Annotated in this window: 20 protein-coding genes and 2 pseudogenes; 16 read left to right on the forward strand and 6 right to left on the reverse strand. The window is 41.9% G+C overall.

Annotated elements, in window-relative coordinates; genetic code table 11:
• Window positions 1-265: 265 nt before the first annotated feature.
• Both IPL35_02120 and IPL35_02125 read left to right on the forward strand, forming a co-directional pair.
• Window positions 266-1186, forward strand: coding sequence for a DNA adenine methylase (locus IPL35_02120; GenBank protein MBK8442265.1), 921 nt, complete (start codon window positions 266-268; stop codon window positions 1184-1186).
• A gap of 11 nt (window positions 1187-1197) precedes the next feature.
• Window positions 1198-1812 (forward strand): hypothetical protein, encoded by a 615-nt coding sequence (locus IPL35_02125; GenBank protein ID MBK8442266.1) that lies wholly within the window; start codon window positions 1198-1200, stop codon window positions 1810-1812.
• Window positions 1813-1894: 82 nt separating this feature from the next.
• On the opposite strand, the gene IPL35_02130 is transcribed toward IPL35_02125, so the two are convergent.
• Window positions 1895-2107, reverse strand: coding sequence for a helix-turn-helix transcriptional regulator (locus IPL35_02130; protein MBK8442267.1), 213 nt, complete (start codon window positions 2105-2107; stop codon window positions 1895-1897).
• Window positions 2108-2175: 68 nt separating this feature from the next.
• Between IPL35_02130 and IPL35_02135 the strand changes: the two genes are divergently transcribed.
• Both IPL35_02135 and IPL35_02140 read left to right on the forward strand, forming a co-directional pair.
• Window positions 2176-2427 carry a hypothetical protein gene (locus IPL35_02135; GenBank protein ID MBK8442268.1) on the forward strand — a complete coding sequence of 84 codons (252 nt, stop codon included), beginning with the start codon at window positions 2176-2178 and terminating at the stop codon, window positions 2425-2427.
• Window positions 2420-3319, forward strand: coding sequence for a site-specific DNA-methyltransferase (locus tag IPL35_02140; GenBank protein MBK8442269.1), 900 nt, complete (start codon window positions 2420-2422; stop codon window positions 3317-3319). The genes IPL35_02135 and IPL35_02140 overlap by 8 nt, the downstream gene beginning before the upstream one ends.
• 321 nt (window positions 3320-3640) lie before the next feature.
• On the opposite strand, the gene IPL35_02145 is transcribed toward IPL35_02140, so the two are convergent.
• On the reverse strand, window positions 3641-3898 hold the full coding sequence (locus IPL35_02145) for a hypothetical protein (GenBank protein MBK8442270.1): 258 nt from the start codon (window positions 3896-3898) through the stop codon (window positions 3641-3643).
• The gene (locus tag IPL35_02150; protein MBK8442271.1) at window positions 3886-4491 is read right to left on the reverse strand and encodes a hypothetical protein; all 606 of its coding nucleotides are present in this window, start codon (window positions 4489-4491) and stop codon (window positions 3886-3888) included. Before IPL35_02150 ends, IPL35_02145 begins: the two co-directional genes overlap by 13 nt.
• A gap of 280 nt (window positions 4492-4771) precedes the next feature.
• Here IPL35_02150 and IPL35_02155 point away from each other — a divergent pair, with 280 nt between their 5' ends.
• The 5 genes from IPL35_02155 (at window position 4772) to IPL35_02175 (ending at window position 10481) form a co-directional block, all read left to right on the forward strand.
• Window positions 4772-5467 (forward strand): hypothetical protein, encoded by a 696-nt coding sequence (locus IPL35_02155; protein ID MBK8442272.1) that lies wholly within the window; start codon window positions 4772-4774, stop codon window positions 5465-5467.
• Between the two features lie 296 nt (window positions 5468-5763).
• Entirely contained in the window at window positions 5764-6942 is a 1179-nt protein-coding gene (locus tag IPL35_02160; GenBank protein MBK8442273.1) for a DNA cytosine methyltransferase, read from the forward strand.
• Entirely contained in the window at window positions 6920-7996 is a 1077-nt protein-coding gene (locus tag IPL35_02165; protein ID MBK8442274.1) for a restriction endonuclease, read from the forward strand. The genes IPL35_02160 and IPL35_02165 overlap by 23 nt, the downstream gene beginning before the upstream one ends.
• A gap of 334 nt (window positions 7997-8330) precedes the next feature.
• Window positions 8331-9488, forward strand: a complete 1158-nt coding sequence (locus tag IPL35_02170; protein ID MBK8442275.1) for a prolipoprotein diacylglyceryl transferase — start codon at window positions 8331-8333, stop codon at window positions 9486-9488.
• A gap of 171 nt (window positions 9489-9659) precedes the next feature.
• Window positions 9660-10481: a purine-nucleoside phosphorylase gene (locus IPL35_02175; GenBank protein MBK8442276.1), complete on the forward strand. Its 822-nt coding sequence runs from the start codon at window positions 9660-9662 to the stop codon at window positions 10479-10481.
• Window positions 10482-10547: 66 nt separating this feature from the next.
• Here the strand turns inward: IPL35_02175 and IPL35_02180 are convergent, their stop codons facing one another.
• The 3 genes and pseudogenes from IPL35_02180 to IPL35_02190 form a co-directional block, all read right to left on the reverse strand.
• Window positions 10548-11834: a 3-deoxy-D-manno-octulosonic acid transferase gene (locus IPL35_02180; GenBank protein MBK8442277.1), complete on the reverse strand. Its 1287-nt coding sequence runs from the start codon at window positions 11832-11834 to the stop codon at window positions 10548-10550.
• 106 nt (window positions 11835-11940) lie between these two features.
• Window positions 11941-13067 (reverse strand): annotated as a pseudogene (locus IPL35_02185) (acyl-CoA dehydrogenase family protein).
• Between the two features lie 82 nt (window positions 13068-13149).
• On the reverse strand, window positions 13150-13566 hold the full coding sequence (locus tag IPL35_02190) for a hotdog fold thioesterase (GenBank protein MBK8442278.1): 417 nt from the start codon (window positions 13564-13566) through the stop codon (window positions 13150-13152).
• A gap of 344 nt (window positions 13567-13910) precedes the next feature.
• Between IPL35_02190 and IPL35_02195 the strand changes: the two are divergent.
• The 7 genes and pseudogenes from IPL35_02195 to IPL35_02225 all read left to right on the forward strand — a co-directional run bounded on the left by IPL35_02195 (window position 13911) and on the right by IPL35_02225 (window position 19055).
• Window positions 13911-14716 (forward strand): annotated as a pseudogene (locus IPL35_02195) (pyrroline-5-carboxylate reductase).
• 75 nt (window positions 14717-14791) lie between these two features.
• Window positions 14792-15076 (forward strand): 1,2-phenylacetyl-CoA epoxidase subunit B, encoded by a 285-nt coding sequence (paaB, locus tag IPL35_02200; protein ID MBK8442279.1) that lies wholly within the window; start codon window positions 14792-14794, stop codon window positions 15074-15076.
• A 61-nt stretch (window positions 15077-15137) separates the two neighbouring features.
• The gene (paaC, locus tag IPL35_02205; protein MBK8442280.1) at window positions 15138-15896 is read left to right on the forward strand and encodes a phenylacetate-CoA oxygenase subunit PaaC; all 759 of its coding nucleotides are present in this window, start codon (window positions 15138-15140) and stop codon (window positions 15894-15896) included.
• Between the two features lie 33 nt (window positions 15897-15929).
• Window positions 15930-16667, forward strand: a complete 738-nt coding sequence (locus tag IPL35_02210; GenBank protein MBK8442281.1) for an FkbM family methyltransferase — start codon at window positions 15930-15932, stop codon at window positions 16665-16667.
• Between the two features lie 69 nt (window positions 16668-16736).
• Window positions 16737-17948 (forward strand): amidohydrolase, encoded by a 1212-nt coding sequence (locus IPL35_02215; GenBank protein ID MBK8442282.1) that lies wholly within the window; start codon window positions 16737-16739, stop codon window positions 17946-17948.
• An 88-nt stretch (window positions 17949-18036) separates the two neighbouring features.
• Window positions 18037-18564, forward strand: coding sequence for a hypothetical protein (locus IPL35_02220; protein ID MBK8442283.1), 528 nt, complete (start codon window positions 18037-18039; stop codon window positions 18562-18564).
• Between the two features lie 188 nt (window positions 18565-18752).
• Window positions 18753-19055 carry an ATP-dependent Clp protease adaptor ClpS gene (locus tag IPL35_02225; GenBank protein ID MBK8442284.1) on the forward strand — a complete coding sequence of 101 codons (303 nt, stop codon included), beginning with the start codon at window positions 18753-18755 and terminating at the stop codon, window positions 19053-19055.
• Window positions 19056-19070: the final 15 nt, after the last annotated feature.

Raw genomic sequence — 19070 nt, forward strand, 5'->3', positions numbered from 1 at the left:
TTTTGCTGTTCCCGACACCTGTACGAGGTGCTCGCAACAGCGAGCGTTTTCTTTTATAAAAGCATCGCCCCTAAAAGCCACCTTTCTTTTTTTTGTTTTTTGTGGATATAATAAATCCATACAAAATGCTGACAGAAGGTTGTTTGCCGACACCCCAAAACGACCGTGCAAAAATTCAATATTTGAACAAAATCTAAATTCTAAACCGACCGCTAACCGAAAATTTTATTGTAAATTTAAAATCTCTAATTGAATAAAAATTAGAATGGCTGAGAATAAAATAGCAAAACCTTTTTTGAAATGGGCAGGTGGAAAAACACAACTCATTAACGACATTGAACGGACTTTGCCGACAAACATAACGAAGAAAAATTTCACATACATCGAACCTTTTGTTGGTAGCGGTGCTATTCTTTTTTGGATGATTAATAACTTTCCAAACCTAAAAAAAGCAGTAATTAACGACATCAACGAAGATTTAATAAATACATATAAAACAATCGCTTCAAATCCAAAAGAACTGATTTCAATACTCGAAATTTTGCAGAACCAATATCACACTTTGGAAGGAAACGAGGACAATAAAAAACGCTATTACTACGAAAAAAGAGAATTGTACAACACAAGAAAAGAAGAACTAAGCGGACAAGCCGCTTTGTTTATTTTTCTTAATCGTACTTGCTTTAACGGTTTGTATAGAGTGAATAGCAAAAATTTGTACAATGTTCCAATGGGCGGTTATAAAAAACCAACCATTTGCGACAAAGAAAATATTTTGGCGGTAAGCGAAGCATTGCAAAAAGTTGAAATTTTATGCGGAGACTTTGAGCAAACACTTGATTTTGCTGAACAAAATACGCTATTTTATTTCGATCCACCATACAAACCATTAAGTGAAACATCAAGTTTTAATTCGTATGCAAAAGACGAATTTAACGATAGCGAACAAATTCGTTTGAGAGATTTTTGTAACAAACTCGACACATTAAATCACACTTGGATTCTGAGTAATTCAGATGTTAAAGGAAAAAATAGTAATGATAATTTCTTTGACGACCTATATGCTGATTTTAATATCCAACGAGTAGATGCAAGGAGAAGTATAAATGCAAATCCAGAGAAAAGAGGGGAATTAACTGAGCTACTTATTACCAACAAAACAAAAAAAACCTTTATTACAATTTAAAATTAAAACAAATGGTTACCAGAATAATTGCTATTCGAAATCTTGAAAAATATATAGGGCAAGATTTATCCGAATTGGCAAAAAAATTTGACATTACTCCTTATTTGAATGGGAAGCAAAATAAAGGGTGGAAAGGTTTAACACTCGAACATTTAGCTGGACTTTCAAATGACAATAAACAAGCTCCGAATGGACTTGGTTTTGAACTTAAATCAAGTGCTTTTTATAAGATAAAGGGAGTTTGGACTCCAAAAGAAACCTTTGCAATCACCATGATAAATCCTATCAACCTGATGGAAACACCCTTTTTTAAAAGTCATTGTTGGGAGAAATTAAAAGCACTAGTTTATTGTGCCGTTTCGTGGAATGGAAAACATAATGAAAAGTCTGTACTCCTACAAGTGCAATCATTTGACTTTTTGGAAAGCAACACACTTATTCAAGAAATAGAAGCAGATTATGAGTTTATACGCAATAAATGTATAGAAAAAGGTTTTTCATCATTGACAGGTAAAGATGGAAAATGGATACAAGCACGAACGAAAGGTGCAGGACATGGTTCAACAAGTAGAGCCTTTTACGCAAGAAAATCATTAATCAAAGAAATAATCAAACTTGACGAATAGCATATTAGTATCAGGTCATTTTCAAGGTTTAAGAGATTATTTCCTATACATTACTTGTCAAGTAGGGATAAAATTCACAAGATTAAAATTTCATCAATTCTGATATAGAAATTTCAAGTCCTTTTGCAATGATGTCTATATTTATTAAAGAAGGATTTCTCTCCCCCCTTTCAAGCATCCCAATATAGTTTTTGTGTAAGCCACATAATTGCGCAAATTGCTCCTGTGTAAGGCATTTTTTTTGCCTCAAACTCTTTAACTTCAATCCGAAAGATATTAAAATATTTTCAGCCATAAAAACACTTATTGTGTGTTTTAAAAAATTGTTCGTATATTTGCAAAAGTAACTTAATTATGTTTAGCATGAAAATAGAAATAAAATATTCAGACCACAAACCAACAGCTATCAAATCACTTTATGAGTATTTTGACTCTATAAACGACACAGCTACATGGGAATACTACGGGTTAATTGTAAATTTAGACCCAACTTTTGATTTTAAAGAAAATGATGCTTTAATTCGCTGGACTGACATTCAAGAGGGTTTTAATGATAAAATAATAGTAAGTTCGCTTGAAGAATTTCAATCAATGTTTCGATTACTGAATGCTTAAACCCTATTTCAAATCCTCCGACAAAGACTTTTATCTTCTTCACGGAGATACAATGGAACTTTTACCTCAATTTGAGCACAAGTTTGATATGGTTTTTGCCGATCCACCCTATTTTCTATCTAACAATGGTTTATCCATTCAAAGCGGAGAAATTGTAAGTGTAAATAAAGGAAAATGGGACAAATCCGAAGGCTTTGAATTTATTAATGATTTCAACCGAAAATGGCTTTCATTGGTTCGTGGCAAAATGAAAGAGGATGCTACCATTTGGATAAGCGGAACTATGCACAACATTTTTTCGGTTGGGCAAATTCTCAATGAATTGGGCTTTAAAATCCTGAACGTAATCACTTGGGAAAAGACAAATCCACCGCCAAATTTTTCTTGTCGCTATTTTACATATTCAACAGAACAAATCATTTGGGCAAGAAAAAACGAAAAAGTTCCGCACTATTTCAACTACGAACTAATGAAACAACTCAATGGCGACAAACAAATGAAAGACGTTTGGAAATTGCCAGCCATTGCACCTTGGGAAAAATCTTGCGGAAAACATCCAACACAAAAACCTTTGTCGGTTTTGACAAGACTAATTTTGGCTTCGACAAAGCCACACGCTTGGATTTTAGACCCGTTTGCAGGTAGTTCGACAACAGGTATTGCCGCTAATTTGGCAAATAGGCGATTTTTAGGAATTGACCAAGAAGAAGATTTTTTGGCAATCAGTAAAAATAGAAAACTTGAAATTGAAGATCCTAAAACTGCATTAACATACAAACAAAAAATTGGAGGTTTCAACGATAAAAAAGAATTTGATTTATTCCTTATAGAGGAGCCAAGAACAGAATATAAAACAGAAATAAACCTTGAAAACAAAGGAGCAATCAGCTAATAAGGGTTTTTAAAGATGGCGGGTTTAGTGCTAAATCCAACAACCGTAATTCTATTGAATTTTAGTACAAAATTGAAACTTTGCACTCCAAACCCCGCCCGAACGCCAAGCCCCAAACCGTTTGCCGCAATTGTATAAATCCCTACTCCCAACATTCTACTAAAAACAATTTATTTGTTGCGTATTCATAATGCGGGTATAAAAAGCCCGTCAGGGCTGATATATAGATAGAAAAATAAAAAACGCCTTTTCCAATACAGCCCCCTACATCGTCCCGAAAGGGGTTCTCGGATTTTGGGTATTATTTTTTCTATAAAGATTTTACGTCTGCGGTGTTCCACCTTTAAAATCGAATTTTTCAGAACTATCATACCCAAATAATACCGCTACTCCGAGTTTCCTCTGCCCAAAAGGTGCGCATATTTTATCCGATTTCAGCATTACCCATATTATTGTTCCATTTATATTGGCAATACTCGGCGGATATTGATGATATAAGGGTAAATGAAAAAACGGAATAATAAGCGAATTGATGTTGTTTCTAAGCACGCCAAATACGGCAGTGCTTAACTTTGACAAAGTTGCAACTTTGTCAAAGTTGGGGTATCCCACGACAAATGCGGCACCGCAAATGATAAATGCGGCACCGCAAATGGTAAATGCGGCACCGCAAATGGTAAATGCGGCACCGCAAATGATAAATGCGGCACCGCAAATGGTAAATGCGGCACCGCAAATGGTAAATGCGGCACCGCAAATGGTAAATGCGGCACCGCAAATGGTAAATGCGGCACCGCAAATGGTAAATGCGGCACCGCAAATGGTAAATACGGCAGCGCAAATGGTAAATGCGGCACCGCAAATGATAAATGCGGCACCGCAAATGGTAAATGCGGCACCGCAAATGGTAAATGCGGCACCGCATATGGTAAATGCGGCACCGCAAATGGTAAATGCGGCACCGCAAATGGTAAATGCGGCACTGCATAAGGTAAATGCGGCACTGCATAAGGTAAATGCGGCACTGCATAAGGTAAATGCGGCACCGCAAATGGTAAATGCGGCACCGCAAATGATAAATGCGGCACCGCAAATGGTAAATGCGGCACCGCAAATGGTAAATGCGGCACCGCAAATGGTAAATGCGGCACCGCAAATGGTAAATGCGGCACTGTTTAACTTTGACAAAGTTGCAACTTTGTCAAAGTTGGGGTTGCCCACGACATAAGCCGCAGTATTTAACTCTGACAATATTCCAAATTTTATCAAAGTTGGAGTACCCACGGCAGCGGCAGTAGCACCTCAAATGTCGTTATTTTACATTTTAACAAAAAAAACAACCGTTACAAAATACGCAGCCTGTTTTTTTTGCGTTATACAGTGGCGTGTTTGGTAATTCCACTACTCTACACCGTACTAAAACCATTTTTTTATTTTTTAAAAGATTTTTTTATGAGTAAGATTTCATTTATTCCCCGAATTGATTCGGAAAAAGACCTTTGGCTCAAAAATTTTGCCCAAAAACTCAACGGCTACACCGCCAAATACGGCATTACGGCTGCCGAGGTGAGCGATATGCAAGCGGCAGCCCTGCAATTTTCGTATTGGCTCGACTATCGCAACAAAGCCGAAGAGTATGTGCGCAAAGTGATAGAGTACAAAAATGAAGTGCGAGACGGCATAGCGGCAGGCGCGAGCGCATCGCCTGTTCCTACACCGCCGCCCACTACGGCTGCGCCACCGGTAGTGCTGCCGGGTGTGTTCAAACGCGCCGCCAGCATCGGCAAGCGCATCAAAAGCCATATCGCCTACACCATCGCCGATGGCAACGACTTGGGTTTGGAAGGCACCCAGAGCAGCGACAACGGCAGCAGCGATTTTCGCCCGCTGCTCAAAGTGCGGCTCGGCGCAGGCGGACAGCCGGAGGTGCAATGGAAAAAGGAAAACCATCAGGGCATACAAATATACGCCGACCGAGGCGAGGGCAAAGGCTACGAATACGCCGCCACCGACCTCAATCCCCACTATTTAGATGCCCACCCCCTGCCCCTCAAAGGCGGCGTATGGAAATACAAAGCCATTTATATACAAAACGACCACCCCGTAGGGCAATGGAGCGATGAAGTAAGCATCAGCGTACACGCCTGATTTTTTTTATCAATAAATGCTCAATCCTTAAATGCTCCCGACACCGGCGCAGGTGTTGGGGGCATTTTGTTTTTTTACAGATTATTTTTTCATTTAAAGAATAAGAATGTATATGTATCTTCGCAAACTGAGGTATTAATGCACCTTTTTACACAAAGTGCCAAAGGTAAAAGGCTTTTTGAACAAACCCAATTCAGAGAATAATAAGAAGATATATGCAATATTGAGGGGTAGCAAGACTAAAAAACGACAGTGCAAACGAACTAAAGACAGAATATAAATTGTAAATTTGCCTTATGACAGACAACGATAAAACAAAAATTGGAATCTTTTCCTTTTTCGCAGGAGCAGGCTTCCTTGACTTGGGTTTCGAGACAACTCAAGGCTTTGAAACTGTTTTTGTCAACGAATACCACAAACCTTTTATGGAAGTTTACAAGGCTTCAAGGAAAGGACTTAAAATAAAAGAACCAATATTTGGACACAGCACGGACGACATATGTGCATTTCTTGAAAATGAAAAAGCTGAGACACTAAGAAAAAACATACAAGAATCAAAAAAGAACTTTGACTTAGTTGGTTTTATTGGTGGTCCGCCTTGTCCTGACTTTTCGGTTGGTGGAAAAAACAAAGGAATTGCAGGCGAGAATGGTAAACTATCAGAAACCTACATAGAATTAATTGTAAGAAACCAACCAGACTTTTTCCTGTTTGAAAACGTAAAAGGACTTTACAGAACAAAAAAGCATAGAGCATTTTTTGATGAAGTAAAACTAAAACTTATTTCAAACGGCTACTATTTGACAGAAAAGCTAATCAACGCAATTGAATTTGGAACACCGCAAGACAGAGAGCGAATAATCCTAATTGGGTTCAAACGAAATGTATTGAGTGATTTAGGAATGGAATTAAACGGCTCACCTATTCTAAAATCTTTTGATTGGAACGCTAAAACTATTTACACAGCAAAAGAAATACTTTCCAAAAATTGGCCAAAACAAGAACCATTTTTAAACAACCAAGAAAAACCATTCCCAAAAGGAATTGACAAAAAACTAACAGTTCAATATTGGTTTGACAAAAATGATGTAGAAAATCACCCAAACGCTGAACACTATTTTCAGCCAAGAGCCGGACTTTCAAAATTTTTATCAATCCAAGAAGGAGACGATTTAAAAAAGTCATATAAAAGGCTTCACCGTTGGAGATATTCCCCAACAGCAGCATACGGAAACAATGAAGTTCATTTACACCCATACAAGCCAAGAAGAATTTCAGCAGCCGAAGCATTAGCTATACAATCGTTACCAAAGAATTTTATTATACCAGAGCATATTTCATTATCAAATATGTTTAAGACCATTGGCAATGGTGTCCCTTATCTTGCTGCAAAAGGACTTGCAGAAACGATAAGTGTTTTTATTGAAAAAATTAAATCAGAAGAATTAAAATATGCGGAAACTATCAGCAAGTAACCTTGTGGCTTACATAAACCAGTTAGATAAAAAACAGGTTTACAATTACGTTAGCCCGAAAACAAAGGGAGTAATAAGAATTGAAGGAGCTGACTTGCCTGAAGGTCCGATAAGAATTAAAAGGTGGAATCCTTTTGCCGGAGAAACTGAAGCAAATCAAAAAGTTGAGAGTATTTCAAGTGAATTGATTTGGAGAGTTGCAAATGCTTTCAATGTTAATCAACCAATCAATATCGACAGAATTTTAGGAGCAAGTTATAATACAAGAAGTGTTTTTGAAGCACTTTTGGCACACACACCTGAATTTTATTTTTGCTATCCCGGAAGAATTGAAAACAAGGGCGGACACACAACAATCAAACACGGACACAAGCATTTAATTTGGAATCCTGACGCACCGCACAGACTTGGTGTTTTAGTCAAAATGGAAACGGATATTGTAATTTCTGAAATTCCAGCATTAGACGCATTTTATGACTCTCTTGTTTTACCTGATACGTTTGAGCGACAAGAAATCAATCTTGATATACAAAGACGACACGCTCAAATCCAAATAGCACTTTATTTTATCGGGAAGCAACTAAACTTTAGAACTTGGATTGCTCAAAATGACAAAGGTATTTTATATCAAAACAAAAGAATTGGAGAATTTGATGGCGTTATTGCTTCATTGAAAGACGAAAAACTAATGACAGCTTATGACGATGCAATTCAAGCAGCTTTACTGATTGACTGCATTTGGTTTAAGAATGGAAAACTTATGCCAGCAGTTATGGAAGTTGAACATTCAACAGGTGTAACAAGTGGACTTAGCAGAATGAAAAACTTCAAAGACAAATTTCCACCATTCCCGACAAGATATGTAATTGTTGCACCTGACGAAGACAGAGACAAAGTAATTAAGGAAGCTAATAAACCACAGTTTAGAGACTTGGACACAAGATATTTTACATATTCGGCAGTTGAAGAACTTTATGCACTTTGCCAAAGACGAAAACTAAAAGGAGTAACAGAAGAATTTTTAGACTGTTTTATGGAACCAATACTCAACTGACAAAAAGAAGTTCTGCCGATAATACACATTTGGCTCAATGGCGAGTGACATGCAAAATTGGAACTTTGTGCTTCTATTCAAGTTCAGTGCAGTTTGTCAGCTTTGCACTCCAAAACCCGCCCGAATGCCACCCCCCAAAACCCTTAGCAGTCAGCGTAAAAACTACGCACGAAAATTTTTTATCCGGCTCATCAGAGGTAAATATATGCTGAACACTCAAAGGGCAAAAAAAAACTTTACTGCTCAGGCTTTCCAACTTTCTCAACACCCGAATATACGCCAATAAGCTTAATTTTGCTACCTTTGCGCTTTCCATTTACCCTTGTTTCGGCTTATGTACGCATCATTCTACGAATTTTTCAAATACACCTTCGGCATTGATTTGCCTTTTTTGTCGCTGTTCAAAGTGTTTGGCTTCCTGATGGCACTTTCTTTTGTGGCGGCTGCCTATTTATTGTATGTAGAGTTTCGGCGTTTGGAAGATGCGGGTTTGCTCAAAGCCGTAAAAGAAACCCACCTGATAGGCGTGCGGGCGCAATGGCACGAGGTATTGCTCCAAAGTGTGGTGGGTTTTGTGCTGTTTTATAAATTGGGCTGGATAGTGCAGCACCTCAGCGCATTTACCCGCGCACCCGAACAATTTATTGCCAACACCCAAGGCAATCTGTGGGCGGGTATCATCGGTGCCGTGGCGATGGGAGCTTATTTTTATTACGACAAAAACCGCCAAGCCCTGCCCCGCCCACAACAAGTACAGGAAATGGTATATCCGCACCAGCGCGTGATGGATATAGTAGTGATAGCGGCTTTGTTTGGCGTGTTGGGTTCCAAGGTATTTTCCAGCCTCGAAAACTGGAACGATTTCGTGCGCGACCCCCTCGGCAGCCTTTTGTCGTTTTCGGGGCTTACCTTTTACGGCGGTCTTATTTTTGCCACCATCGCCCTCATCTATTTTGCCCGCAAAAAACAAATTCCTTTGCTGCGCTTTATGGACGCTACCGCCCCCGGCTTAATTTTGGCTTATGGCATTGGGCGGCTCGGCTGCCACTTTGCCGGCGATGGCGACTGGGGCATTGTAAATACCGCCGCCAAACCCGCTTTTTTGCCGCAATGGTTATGGGCTTTTGATTATCCGCACAATGTAGCCAAAGAGGGCGTACCCATTCCGAACTGCGAAGGCGAGTATTGTTTTGTGTTGCAGCCGCCCGTATTTCCTACCCCTTTATACGAATTTGCGCTGGGTCTGCTTATCGCTGCCCTTTTGTGGCGTTTGCGCAAAAAACTCACGCCTTATCCCGGGCTGTTGTTTGCGCTGTATCTCATCTTCAACGGCATAGAGCGTTTCAGCATCGAAGCCATACGGGTCAATCCACGCTATGATGTGTTGGGGCTACATTTGTCGCTGTCGCAGATTATTGCACTTGGTTTGGTAGCAGCTGGTTTGGCGATGTATTTTTTGTTGCGGAAACGATATACCCCAAAGCCGCAGTGATATAGAATAAGTACCGAGCAAAAGAAGATATTCTTTGAAAAAGTTGAAGGCATATCAATTCATTGTCATTGATTCTGTCAATAGTGGCGGCTTTAAATCTAAATTCAAAAACGCGGTAAGGTGTGTTTTTAAAAAAAAATATCTTACCCAATACATTATTTTAATTTTTCCATGATTACATTACAAAACATTCAAGAAAGTGCAGCCTATTTGCGTGAACGCGGTTTTGAGGGTGCTGCTGCCGGTATTATCTTAGGCTCCGGAATAGGCAGGATAGTGCAACAAATAGAGCAAGCACAGATAATCCCCTACTCATCAATTCCCCATTTTCCACTTTCTACGGTTACTTTTCACGAGGGCAATTTAATATTTGGCACTGTTGCAGGCAAAAAAGTGATAGTAATGCAAGGTCGCTTTCATTTATACGAAGGTTATACGGCTGCGCAAGTCACCTATCCTTTGCGCGTAATGCACGCACTTGGTATTGATAATTTATTAATCAGCAATGCCGCTGGCGGGCTTAATCCGGCGTTCAACCGAGGCGACCTGATGCTCATCGAAGACCATATAAATCTCATGAGCGATTCGCCTTTGAATCTGTCCAATATCAATGATTTTGGCGAGCGATTTGTGGATATGTACGAGCCATACAGCGCAGTACTCCGAAAAAAGGTAAGCGATATAGCCGCCGAAAAAGGAATAAAACTCCCTTCGGGCATTTATGTAGCTTTATTGGGTCCCCAGTTTGAAACCAAAGCAGAATATCGTTTTATGCGCCTCACCGGAGCAGATGCCGTAGGAATGAGTACCGTTCCCGAAGCCATTGTAGCCAAACAATTAGGAATACCCTGCCTCGCAATTTCGATACTCACCAACAATTGCGACCCCGATCGCATCAGACCCGTCAATGATATTCAGGAAATAGTAGATACCGCCAACCAAGCCGATGCGCAATTATCCATTTTGCTGACGGAGCTGTTGAAAAATTTGTAGCAACATATTACTACAAAATCTTTTTTTTGTACGGAGTTTATTAAATTTCCCAAACATACACCGCCTTTATTTTTTCAATAATTGCTGTATATAGTGCATAATAATTGCCGTTCCGCCGCGCCGTTGTTGCACATATTGGGCATTGATGCTGCCCCTTTGCCGCCTTTTTGGTTCGTGGCAACACAGTTCGCCGAGCAGGACGGCGGCATTTTCGGGAGTAGCTGCCGCCACTGCACCTCCCGCCGCCACCAACTCCACCGCTTCGTTGAAAGATTGGTACTTTTTGCCAAAAACTAAAGGCACACCAAAAACCGCCGCCTCCAAAATATTGTGTATTCCCTTGCCAAATCCGCCGCCGATATACGCTATATCCGCATAGCGGTAGCATTGCGACAGCAGCCCGATAGTATCCAATATCAGCACCTGAGCGCGGGCGAGCAAAGCCTCTGGTTGGTCGGCTGCCTGCAATTGTGTATAGCGCACAACGCCCCTGTTTTGCCACACCTCACACAAAGCAACTATTTCTTTTTCATTGATTTCGTGCGGAGCGATAAGAATTTTCCAAGATGCAGCTTCCTTTTGTGCGCTCCATAGCACCAAAGCCGCTTCATCGGCTTGCCAGGTGCTCCCCGCCACTATCAAAGGTTGAGTTTGTTTAAAATCGGCGAGCCAGCGCAACTCGGCAGCGTGGGAAACAGCAGTGGCAGCCACGCGGTCGAAGCGGGTGTCGGGAGCAATTTGGCAATGCGCAATGCCGATATGCTGCAAAAGCCGCAGAGAGTTTTCATTTTGTACAAATATTTTATCAAAAAAATGCAATGCCTTGCGCAAAGTAACACCGTACCATTTAAAATAAGGCTTGCTGCTGTCAAAATAAGCCGAAATCAGCACTGCCGGAATTTGCCGTTGGTGTGCCTCCTGCAAAAAGAAATACCATATTTCGTATTTCACAAAAACAACAAGGTCGGGCTGCACGAGGTCGTAAAAATCGCGGGCATTGGCGGCAGTATCGGCGGGCATATAAAGCACTGCCGCCGCCAAAGGGTAATTGCGGCGCACTTCGTAGCCCGAAGGCGAAAAAAAACTGAGGATAATTTCTACATCGCTGCCATAATGTTGCGTAAGGCTTTCAATGAGGGGTCGTCCCTGTTCAAATTCTCCCAAAGAAGCACAATGCACCCACACACGCCGGAGGGTGGCGGTTTTTGGGGGCAACTGTTGTGCTGTTTGTTTGCGCCAGTTTTTTCTGCCCGCTGTCCACGCCTTAGCTTTTTGATGAAAAGGAGCAGCGAGCGCGATAGCGGCAGTATAAGTTTTCACAGCCAAACGATAAAAAGCTAAAGACAGCAGCATAGCATTTTTATTCAAAAACAATCAAAAAAACGTAAAAAAACCTATAAGGCTTTAAAACCTTATAGGCTGGTATATCTTTTCTTTGTAATTCGGTAAAAAGTATTTTTTATTTCAATACGCTGCGCGAAATCACAATGCGCTGCACCTCCGAAGTACCTTCGTAAATTTGTGTGATTTTGGCATCGCGCATCAGGCGTTCTACATGATATTCTTTTACATAACCATATCCGCCGTGTATTTGTACAGCTTCAGTGCTGACGCGCATGGCGGTTTCAGAAGCAAATACTTTTGCCATAGAGCCGGAGAGCGTATAATCCAAATGCTCATCTTTCTCGTAAGCAGCTTTTAAACAGAGCAAGCGGGCAGCTTCAATGTCGGTAGCCATATCCGCAAGTTTAAACTGGATAGCTTGGTGTTTATTGATAGGCACACCAAAAGCTTATAAGCCAAAGCCAACTCATACGCACCCGAAGCAATACCCAAAGCCTGTGCAGCGATACCGATGCGCCCGCCCGCCAAAGTTTTCATGGCAAATTTAAAGCCGAAGCCGTCTGCACCGATGCGGCGGTTTTTGGGTACTTTCACATCTTGAAACATCACTGAGCAGGTGTCGGAAGCGCGAATACCCATTTTATCCTCTTTGTGTCCGGTGCTCACGCCTTCGCTGTGAGCATCTACCAAAAAAGCATTAATACCCTTCGAACCTTGAGTTACATCGGTTTGTGCAATTACAATATATACACCGGCGGTTTTGCCGTTGGTGATCCAGTTTTTAGTACCGTTGAGCAAATAATAATCGCCCATATCAATGGCGGTGGTACGCTGGCTCGTGGCATCGCTGCCCGCTTCGGGTTCGGAGAGGCAAAAAGCCCCCACAATTTCACCGCTTGCCAAACGCGGCAGATAGGCTTGTTTTTGTTCTTCGTTGCTATATGTTTCAATACCCCAACACACCAAAGAGTTATTCACCGACATAATCACCGAGCAGGAGCTGTCCACTTTTGAGATTTCCTCCATCGCCAGCACATAGGATACGGTATCCATACCGCCACCGCCGTATTCGGGGCTTACCATCATACCCAAAAATCCAAGTTCGCCCATGCGTTTTACTTGTTCGGCAGGATAGCTCATTGTGCTGTCGCGCTCAATAACACCGGGTTTGAGTTCGTTTTGAGCAAAGTCGCGTGCTGCTTTTTGTATGAGCAAATGCTCTTCTGAAAGTTGAAAATTCATAATATTTTTATAAATAAAGAGGACTGATTATTGGTGTGTAAAAATACGATTTTTTGGCAGATAATCAAAATGCAGTTTCTTTTTATACTTCCCATTCTTTGGCAGTTTTGTAGCAAGTGCCTTTGAAAAGAGCCACAATATCGTTGTGTTGATTGCGGATTTCTACATAATAAGTTCCTACGCGCTTGCCGTTTTGTTGCACGGTAGCTACGGCTTGGAGGCGGTCACCGATTTGAATGGTTTTGCAATGGCTGATAGACGTTTCAATGGAGAGGCTCTGCAAACCAAAACTGTTGCAGGCAAAAGCAAAGGCGGAGTCGGCGAGGGCGTAGGAGATGCCGCCATGTGCCACTCCGAATCCGTTGACCATTTCGGGTCTTACGCTCAGGGCGAGGGTGCAAGTGCCTTCGCCGATGGTTTCCAACTCAATACCCAACCACGCACTGAAAGAGTCGTGTTTGAGCATTTTTTGTGTAATGAGTTCGGGTTTTGATGACATATATTATAGATAATTTATTGTTGTTGTAAATAATCTGAACAAAGGTTTTTTTTTAAAAAACAAAAAATAGCCGACTTGAATTAAAAAAATCATTCACTCCTGAATCAGCGACACAAAAAGCGCGTAAATATATTAAAGTTTATGTAAAAAAAGGCATTTCAAACGACAGCATATTCAGCACGTCTGTTTTTTTTTGTAAAAAGACAAATATTGAGCAATAGAAATATTAATTCGGCAATTGCTTTTTTTAAAAAAAATTCGGGAAAAAGCAGGAAATACCGCAATTTGCACACCCGCTCATTCTTATTTTTTTAGCTACCTTTGCACCAATAATTTTAATACTTTTGAATACACTCATTATCGGCGGCGGCAACATGGGAAAAACCTACGCCCGCAGTTTTTTGGACTCGCATGTATTGCGTCCGAGTCATTTGCATATTTTGGAAATATACGAACCACTCTGTGAGGAGTTGGAGCGCGAAGGTTTGGGCAATATATATAGAACTCCCGACCCTTATATCAACCAGATGGAATTGATTATTTTGGCAGTAAAACCACAAGATGCCGAATTGCTCTATCGCGGCATACGCCCATTTTTGCACGAAAATCAAGTGGTGTTGTCTATTATGGCGGGAGTAAAACTCCACACTATAGAGCAAGGCACGGGGCTAAAAAAAATAGTGCGTGCCATGCCAAATTTGCCCGCACAAATCGGTATGGGAATGACAGCATTTACTGCTCGCGACGAAGTGAGCCGCAAAGAACTCATCAACGTACAAAATCTGTTGAGTACCACCGGCTTAGTGATGTATTTAGATGACGAAAACCTCATAGATGCTGCTACAGCGGTGTCGGGCAGCGGACCGGCCTATGTATTTTATTTTATGCAGGCGATGATGGAGGCGGCGCAGAAAATCGGATTTACGGAAGCACAGGCAGAATTGCTGGTGCTGCAAACATTTTTGGGTTCGGTGCATTTGCTGGGCAAAAAAATGTGAGTTGTCAGGAGTGGATACGGCGCGTAGCCTCCAAAGGCGGCACTACTGAAGCTGCTTTGCACACTTTTGAACAACAACAACTCAATCCCGACATTATTTCGGGGGTGCAAGCAGCTTTTGAACGCGCCAAAGAATTAGGAAATTTACAATAAAATCATGCTATATTTATTTGTAAATCTGCACTAAAAACCCTATATTGCAGTCTTAACTTTTAATTATTGATTAATATGCAAAACAATACACCTGTTTGGGAAGTGTTTATACAAAGCAAAGCCGGTTTGCCTCATAAGCATGTCGGTAGCGTACACGCCGATGATGCAGACATGGCACTTCAAAACGCCCGCGATGTATATACACGCCGCAGCGAAGGGGTGAGTATCTGGGTAGTAGAAGCCAAATACATTTGCGCCAACAGCCCCGCCGATGCCGCCGCTTTCTTTGAGCCTGCCGACAACAAAATCTATCGCCACCCCACCTTTTACACCATTCCTGAAGGCGTACAACATCTGTAATACGGTGCATAACTTATAGTACCTTTTTATTTTTCTTTCTTGTCTTTTTTTATAGAATAATATGACCGAACAAAGACAGCTTTTTAATTTTGTAGTGCGCCTGGGAGATAGTACGCTCATCGCCGGACACCGCCTTTCGCAATGGTGCAGCAAAGCCCATTCTTTGGAAGAAGATATTGCCTTGGTGAATATCTCACTCGACCTCATCGGGCAGGCAACAAATTGGTTAGAGTACGCCGCCACCCTCGAAGGCAAAGGACAAACCGCCGACCAACTCGCCTATTTGCGCGATGCGGTGCATTTTCGCTCTTGCCTTTTGGTGCAGCAGGAAAACGGCGATTTTGCTTTTACGATGATGAAACAATATCTGTTTGATGTGTTTCAGAATTTGATATACGAAGCACTTTGCCACAGCAGCGATGCCCACATTGCCGCTATTGCCGCCAAATCGCTCAAAGAAAGTGCCTATCACCTGCGCCACAGCAGCCAATGGCTCAAACGCTTGGCGGGCGGCACGGCAGAGAGTTTGCGCCGCACTCAATATGCTTTGGATACCCTCTGGAAATATACTGCCGACTTGTTTGAACAAGAAACAAATATTGCTCCCTTGGTAGCCGAAGGTATATTGCCCGATTATGCCGCCTTGCAAGCCGCTTGGCAGCAGCAGATACAAAGTTTTTTTCAGGAAAACGGCTTGACAATTCCCGAAAAAACAGTGATGCTCCAAGGCAGCACACAAGGCAGACACAGCGAAGCCTTAGGATATATTTTGGCAGAGATGCAATTCCTGCCCCGCGCTTATCCCAATGCGCAATGGTAAACCCTCCTTTTTGATTTCACCGACATAGCAACTTTGAAAGATTTATTAAAAAAATGGGTAAAGAAAATACCTATTGCTTTTACACTCAATCAACAATACGACCAACAGAGCGAACAATTAATTCGTTTGTGGTGTCGTGCTGGTAGCAGTTGTATAGATATTGGTTGCCACAAAGGGGAGGTATTAGATATTATGTTGAGGTATGCCCCGCAAGGTTTGCACTATGCCTTTGAGCCGATACCGGATATGTATAAGGCATTGCGTCAAAAATATCAATCACGCCCTTGCCATATTTTTGATGTGGCTCTGAGCGACAAAAACGGAGAAACTACCTTTAACTATGTAGTATCCAATCCGGCATATAGCGGTTTGCTCAAACGCCGCTACGACCGTCCGCACGAAGAAGATACTACTATTACAGTACGCACCGCCCGCTTAGATGATATATTGCCCGCTACCACCGACATCAGATTAATGAAAATAGATGTAGAAGGGGCAGAATTATTGGTATTGAAAGGGGCAGAGCAAACCATTCGCCGTTGCCAGCCTCTTATTGTTTTTGAACATGGTTTGGGAGCATCTGATTATTATGGCAGCACCCCAAAAGCTGTTTATGAGTTATTGAGCAGTTGCGGTTTGCATATCAATACAATGAAAAATTATCTAAATGGCAAAGCCCCACTTTCTTTAGCAGCATTTGAAAAAAATTTCTACAACCAATTAAATTATTATTTTTGTGCGTATTCTGCTGCTCCGCCTATCACCGACTAATATACCTTTGTAAAAAATAAAGCCATTATTATAACAACTACATCAGAGTAATTCTTTCTCAAATTTACTATGAAGCTCATAGCGCGCATTAAACACCTCGCTACACAATATCACGCCGACACCGTAGCCCAACGTCGCCATTTACACGCCCACCCCGAACTCTCTTTTCAAGAGCACGAAACCGCCCGCTATATCCAGTCCGAACTCCAAAAAATAGGCGTACCTTTTCAAAGCGGTATCGCCGACAACGGCGTGGTAGCACTGATCGAAGGCAAGCAACCCGCCACCGCCTGCATCGCCCTTCGTGCCGACTTCGACGCGCTACCCATCACAGAAGCCAACAACGTACCCTACAAATCGCGCAACGAAGGAGTGATGCACGCCTGCGGTCACGATGCCCACACTGCCAATCTGCTCGCCGTCACCCGCATTTTGTACGAGTTGCGCCACGAATGGCAAGGCACTGTCAAATGTATTTTTCAGCCCGCCGAAGAAAAAATCCCCGGTGGTGCTTCGCTGATGATAAAAGAGGGCGTTTTGGAAAATCCGCGCCCATCTGCCATTTTCGGGCAGCATGTACACCCGCCTTTGCCCGCCGGAAAAGTGGGTTTTCGGGCAGGTTTGGCGATGGCTTCCGCCGATGAAATCCACTTGCGTGTGATAGGAAAAGGCGGGCACGCTGCAGGTCCACGCGAATTTATTGATCCTATTCTTATCGCTTCTAACATTATTGTGGCACTCCAGCAAATCGTGAGCCGCCGCGCCGACCCCACTTTGCCCACCGTATTATCTTTCGGAAAAATAGAATCAGTAGGCGGCTACAACAATGTAATCCCCGACGAGGTGCACATTGAAGGCACCTTTCGGGCGATGAACGAAGCGTGGCGTTTTGAAGCCCACGAAAAAATCCGGCAACTTGCCCAAAGCATCGCCGCCGGTATGGACGGACGCTGCGAAGTAGAAATTTTGGTGGGTTATCCTTTTTTATTCAACAACGAAGCCCTCACCGCCCGCACCAAAGCCGCCGCCCTTGAGTTTTTGGGTGCAGAAAATGTAGTAGATATTCCACTGCGAATGGGCGCAGAAGATTTTGCTTATTATAGCCACCAAACCGATGCTTGTTTTTACCGTTTGGGTATTCGCAACGAAGCACGCGGCATCATTTCCAACATTCACACCGCCACCTTCGACATCGACGAAGAAGCCTTGCACACCGGCGTAGGGTTGATGGCTTATCTGGCTTTGAAAGAATTGGAGCAGGAGGTGCAAAATATTTCTTAAAAAATTATGCAGGCATTAAACCTTTTATTTCTTTCGCACTCTAATTGGCTTTATGATTGAAAAATAATACATTCATTCAAATAAAAATATGAAAAAAATAATTTTTGCTTTTCTTTTAATGATGGTTTCTGTGTCGTTGGCGGCGCAGGATTGTGTGTATGAAAAAAACGAATTGGACAAATTCAGCAAAGAAAAAATCGTGCGCAGCAAACCCGCCATATTGTGGGTGCATAAAGTGAACGGCAATAATTTGTCGGTGGTAGGACGCTATGAAAAAAGCCGCGAATGGTTAGAAATCAAATATTTATCGTCAGAGCCGTTTTCGTTGGCAGAAGGTCAGGAAATTATTTTTCTGTTTAAAGACCAAAGCACGCTCGCCCTCAAAAGCAACGAAGCCGTAACCGCCGAAAAAACCAAAGATGCAGCGCGCTGGACAGCTTTATTCTCTTGCAACCTCGACGAGGCATCGTTCAGCAAACTCAGCAGCGGCAATTTTACGGATATTCGCATCACTACGGCAGAAGGCAATAATTTTGACAAACCCATCAGTGCCGATATGGCAAGCCGCTTGCCGCAAATGCTCAAATGCCTGCGAGCCGCCGAAAAAGCCAAGTAAAAAAATATTTAACATCAAAAAAATTTTGTTGTAACCTTAATATTTGGATTAGTAAAATGTGTGCTCAAGTAGCAGAAGCCTTGAAATAAAATATTTCAGGGCTTTTTGCTTTAGGTAAATAAACCGTAGCACTTAATTTTTTGTAACTTTGTAGCCATTCATATTATTGACTATTTTTTTCATTCCGAATGTTAAAAAAAGAAATATTTGCCGTGCAAATTCGCCCTGAAAAAGAAGTAGATTTACTATTGGACGAATTATTGGAGGAAAGCAGCAAATTGATATTGCACAACGACGATGTCAATACTTTTGATTGGGTAATAGAATGTTTGGTGGATATTTGCAAGCATCACCCCCTGCAAGCCGAGCAGTGCGCACTAATTGTGCATTTTAAAGGCAGATGCTCGGTAAAAGAAGGTACAGAAACCGAACTGCTCCCTTTCAAAGATGCACTTTTAGACAGAGGTTTGACGGCAACCATTGAACATTAAGGGCGTGTTGCCGTT

This window comes from Sphingobacteriales bacterium, assembly GCA_016711285.1.
Taxonomy (GTDB): Bacteria; Bacteroidota; Bacteroidia; order Chitinophagales; family UBA2359; genus JADJTG01.